The following is a 4,511-nucleotide window of genomic DNA, read 5'->3' as shown; positions in this document are numbered from 1 at the left end:
CGCCGAGTGGATGGGCCACAAGACCATCGAAATCACTTTCAAGATCTACCGCCACCTCATGCCCGGCTCCATCAGTAAAGCCGCCAAGATCATCAACCTCGACCTCACCCCATAACAGACTCGACAAGGGTTCCGGAAGGCAAGCTCGTGGCCACTCGCTGGGCCTACAAGGGCCTCGAACTGGTACGCAAACCCACTGCTTCCAGTGCGGGTAAAGCCAGCGTTGAGCGTGCAGGAGATGGGACACCGAGCGCAGGGCGGGACTGGACACAGCAATGCTGCACGGGTAGGCAAGCATACGAAGCCCCTGATGGCGGCGACTTTCATGGTGAACTGGCAAACCTGTAGCGGAGGCTGGATACGGCTCATGGTGTCAGAGGGTTGGCAGCTGTGCTCCTACCGGTGACACCAGGCGATCTCCGTGAGGAGCGCCGCCACGGTCGCCTCAAAAGCGGCGCCCGCACCGGACGCTCTCCAGCCACGGGTTTCCCACAGGCGCCAGTAGACTTGCTGCGTGACAAGGCGGACACACGACTGGATACCCGAACGGCATCTCGGGGTTGCTGCGACACTGTCGCACGCGGACGATCTGATCGGTCAGATCGGTGACCTGCTGTTCGACTATCAGGCCCAGCCCGACGGCACGTTCAGCCTTCGCGAGTTCTCGGCTGGCTCGGTCAGCCGCACCGTGGTTGTCCGCGTCGCTCCGATCCCTCGGAAGGTCTCGCTGCTCGTGGCCGACGCCTTGGTGTCCCTGCGCGCCGCATTGGAGCACGCACTCTTCGCCGAAGTCGAGTTCCTCGAGGGCGGGCAGCTCGATGAGCGGGCGGCCAAGCTCGTCGAAATCCCCGCGTCGGGTACCTACAAAAAGTTCGACGAGTGGGTGAGGAAGCGCGTGAAGAACGGCCCGCCATCGCTCCGCGCCGGGAGCGAGCTCGTGCGAAGGATCGAAAGCCTCCAACCCTTCCAACGCGTCGACGAACCGCACAGCCACCCCTTGGCTCGCCTGACGATCCACACGAACCACGCGAAGCACCGGACGCCGGCGGTCACGGCGGTCAGGCTCGCGGCCATGTACCGCGACGACCAGTTGCCACGCGCCATACGGGACCTGCCGGTCAGGCCCGAGGAGCCGATCCGCGTCGGCGACGTAATCGCCGAGACGCCGCTGGGTACTAAAGTGCCTGTCACCCTATTCCCGACGGTCGGGATCAACAGGCCAGGCACGGAGCGCTGGCCTGTGCTGATGACAGAGCTCGACGAGATCTCCTGGTGGGTCCGAACTCAGGCGGTGCCACGCCTCATCGCTGGAGGGGACCTGCCCGAGCCCGCACTGCCGACACGCTACGAGATCTCTGTTGGGCAGGAGGACGAGCGCGCTGCTATCGCGGCTGGCTCGACGATCTCAGCCCCGGAGCGCCATAAGGAGCGCTTGGGCGCTGCCATCGCCCGGCGCGGACTCGTCGACCTGATGGGACAAATCGACGGTGCGCCGAGTGTTGGGCGTATTACGGCGTGGGTGGAGCAACTGGCCGACGAAGGAGTCCTTGAACGGATGTCTCGCCTGAAGATGACGTTCACTCACGAGCCCGAGTTGTTGCTGCGCAACGCACAAGTGGTGGCAGGTCTGCGCGACGAGGTGCTGAGCTTCGCCTTCGACGATGATCCGGCCGAGGTGCGCTGACCTGGAGGCGACTTCGAAGTGCTGTGTGCGTCTTGCCCGACCGTTCCCGCTCGTGCAATGACTATCACAATGAGACACACCTGATGAGGCCGTCCGGGCTGCGGGGCGAAGTCGTACGTGATTCTGGACGGCACTCTGCTGCCCATCGACCGGATCGCCGCCGACTGGCCCTTCTACTCCGGCAGGCACAAGAAGCATGGCATGAATGTGCAAGTCCTCACCGGCCCGTTCGGGCGACTGCTGAGGGCCTTCCCAGCACTGCCCGGCAGCACCCACGACGTGCCCACCGCCCATAGCCACGGCATTATCGACACCCTGGGCGAGGCCAGCCTTCGCGGACAAGGGCGGCCAGGGCGCCGACGACACCGTCCGACTCCCGTTTGCGGCAAACGCCGCAGCCTCCCCGCTGGCCAGCGAGCCATGGCACGTCCGCTTCCATGTCCCAGTCCATGGCCAATCTCAAGGCTCTGTCCGCAGTTCCGTGAAGGGACATATGGCAGGGACCGAACGTGCCGCATGTGGCACTCTGGCCGGATGGCAGGCAGCGACCGGGAACGTGCAGCAGAGGGCTGGATCTGGAATGAGAACGTCCAGCCCTTCTTGGCTCTCCTGGCGCGCTATGCAGGCTACGACTTCGATGACACCGACTGGCAGGCGGTCGAACTCGGCCTTGAGGCCACCGATGATGAACACCCGGATCGCTGGCACAGCTATCCACTCGTCGGATCGGACCATCACGTCGAAGTGCACCTTGCGCACGCCGTGGGTGGTGATGAGGTTTCTGTCCGCGTGGCGGGAACGTGCAACCCTGAGCTGCTGCTGAGGGCGGACACCCTGATAGCGGCCTTCGCCACCAGGCTCGTTGCATGAGGCGGGCATGAGTCACAGCCTTCATGGCTGGGTGAGAATCCGGGTCCGGAGGAGTTCGAACGAGGCTCGGCCGTACATGGCTCGCTTGAGCGTTTTCACCCGGTTCACGTGTCCTTCGACGACCCCGGAGCTCCAGGGCAGGGTGAGGCCGGCGGTGACGGCGTCGAGGTCCTGGCGGAGGAAGCCGGCGAAGCCCTTCATGGGCTTCGGAGCATTCTGCTCGGCTTGCCGGATCCACTCCAGCAGCAGGTATCCGCGCTGGTGACGGACGAGATCGGCAAACGCCCGAGCGAGGTCGCAGGCTCGGGTGATGTCCGGGCAGGCGAGCCGGACTTGAAGCAGCCGTTGGTCCTGGCTCTCGGTGAGAATGTTACGGGGCCGCATGATCCACGAGGTGATCTTGTGAGGGCTGGGGATGTCGGCCCGGACTGGTTCGGCGGTGCCCGCGCGGAGGGCGGCGAGGTGTTTGCGGACGACCTGGCGGCTGCCACGGTAGCCGCGAGCCTGGATCTCCAGGAACAGGCGTGTGCCGCTGACCTGGCCTTGGGCTTCGGTGAACCGGGCGTTGAGGTACGCCTTGAATGGCTCCAGGACGCCGTTGGGGCGGCGCTCGCGGGCGGAGGCCAGCAGCTGTTCGAGGTCGGTGTCGCGGAAGCGGCGCACGGTCTTGCGGTCGAGGTTCAGCCGGCGGGCGATGGCGCTGACGGTCCAGTGCTTCTCCAGCAGGCGGTGGATGTCCTCGTAGCGGTGGCGGGTGCGTTCGATGATCTGGGTGCGGGGCAGTTCCGCGGGCGGTAACAGCATCGGAGGCGGTTCCGGCACCTCGGTCACTGTCTCCTCCTCGGCACGTTTGCGCAGGCAGTCGCGGTGCTGGTGGCGGTCTTCTCCACTGCCGCGGACAGGTTCTGCAACAGGTGCCAGCGATCAGCGACTTCCAGGGCACGAGGGGCGGCTTCCCTGACCGCCTTGGTGTAGGCGCTGGCCCGGTCCCGGCAGATGATCTCGGCACCGGGATGCTCGGTGAGCCAGGCTGCGAACGTCTCCGAGGTGCGGTCGGGCAGTACGTCCACGACCCGGCCGGCCTCGACGTCGACCAGCACGGTGCCGTAGGTGCAGCCCTTGCGGAAGGCGAACTCGTCCACCCCCAGCACCCGTGGGGCACGGTCCGGCACAGCCGGAGCCGTCAGTAGCCTGAGCAGCCGCGTCCGGCCCGCGGTCAGCCGCAAGCGGCGGCACAACCGGGCTGCGGGACGGCCGCCGAGCTCGATCGCGATCGAGCGCAGCCAGCCCGCCAGCCCGGTGCTGGAACGGCGGTAGCGCGCGGACAGGCCCGGAACCTGCTCGACGAAGGTCGTACGGCAACACTTCCACCGGTCGCAGAAGTACCGGCGCACCCGGAGCCGGACGATGACCCGGCGCGAGCCCAACGGCCTCTCATCCAGGGTGCGTTGATACGTGCTGTGCACGCGACGGGCCTGCTTGCGGCAGTTCGGGCACCGGCCTGGGCGGGCCGTCGACACCGCCTCCACCACCAGGACGCCGGAGGAGTCGTTCACCTCCTCCACCCGCACATCGATCCCGGGAAACAGCACATCCTCAACCGTCTTGCTCGCCACGACAAGAAGTACGTTGCTGAAACGATCCCGCGTTCCTGCTGCTGACCTGGGGATTCACGGAACTGCGGACAGAGCCAATCTCAAGGGTTGGCGACTACTCCGCAAACTCACCCCGCCTTCATGCGGGAGACTCGGTACCTGAACCCCGGCCGACTCGCGTTCGAGCCCATCGCACACACCTCTCGGTTACAAGGTCACGATGACGCCGGTCATTCTCTCGAGTCTGTTATGGGGTGAGGTCTAGGTTGATGATCTTGGCGGCTTTACTGATGGAGCCGGGCATGAGGTGGCGGTAGATCTTGAAAGTGATTTCGATGGTCTTGTGGCCCATCCACTCGGCG

Annotated in this window: 4 protein-coding genes and 3 pseudogenes; 4 read left to right on the top strand and 3 right to left on the bottom strand. The window is 65.6% G+C overall.

All coding sequences use genetic code 11. From position 1 onward, the window contains the following. The 4 genes and pseudogenes from IG94_RS43955 to IG94_RS0137765 form a co-directional block, all read left to right on the top strand. Positions 1 to 115, top strand: a pseudogene (locus IG94_RS43955) (tyrosine-type recombinase/integrase); the annotation flags it as partial. Positions 116 to 514: 399 nt separating this feature from the next. After that, positions 515 to 1,684 (top strand): hypothetical protein, encoded by a 1,170-nt coding sequence (locus IG94_RS0137770; protein WP_031048554.1) that lies wholly within the window; start codon positions 515 to 517, stop codon positions 1,682 to 1,684. A gap of 108 nt (positions 1,685 to 1,792) precedes the next feature. Continuing rightward, a pseudogene (locus IG94_RS41325) lies at positions 1,793 to 2,113 on the top strand (transposase family protein); the annotation flags it as partial. A 105-nt stretch (positions 2,114 to 2,218) separates the two neighbouring features. Then, positions 2,219 to 2,554 carry a hypothetical protein gene (locus tag IG94_RS0137765; protein WP_043485730.1) on the top strand — a complete coding sequence of 112 codons (336 nt, stop codon included), beginning with the start codon at positions 2,219 to 2,221 and terminating at the stop codon, positions 2,552 to 2,554. Between the two features lie 21 nt (positions 2,555 to 2,575). Here IG94_RS0137765 and IG94_RS41320 read toward each other — a convergent pair whose 3' ends face one another. The 3 genes and pseudogenes from IG94_RS41320 to IG94_RS43950 form a co-directional block, all read right to left on the bottom strand. Then, on the bottom strand, positions 2,576 to 3,385 hold the full coding sequence (locus IG94_RS41320) for a transposase (RefSeq protein ID WP_052411075.1): 810 nt from the start codon (positions 3,383 to 3,385) through the stop codon (positions 2,576 to 2,578). Continuing rightward, positions 3,382 to 4,170 (bottom strand): ISL3 family transposase, encoded by a 789-nt coding sequence (locus tag IG94_RS41315; protein ID WP_052411074.1) that lies wholly within the window; start codon positions 4,168 to 4,170, stop codon positions 3,382 to 3,384. Before IG94_RS41315 ends, IG94_RS41320 begins: the two co-directional genes overlap by 4 nt. Positions 4,171 to 4,396: 226 nt before the next feature. Further along, positions 4,397 to 4,511 (bottom strand): annotated as a pseudogene (locus IG94_RS43950) (tyrosine-type recombinase/integrase); the annotation flags it as partial.

This window comes from Streptomyces olivaceus, assembly GCF_000721235.1.
Taxonomy (GTDB): Bacteria; Actinomycetota; Actinomycetes; order Streptomycetales; family Streptomycetaceae; genus Streptomyces; species Streptomyces olivaceus.
The sequence above is the reverse complement of the archived record's forward strand: the minus strand, read 5'-3'. Positions and strand labels throughout refer to the sequence as shown.

Bases quoted from the DNA above. Each gene is read 5' to 3' on its own strand.
- IG94_RS0137765 (WP_043485730.1), top strand. From the start codon at position 2,219: ATGGCAGGCAGCGACCGGGAACGTGCAGCAGAGGGCTGGATCTGGAAT.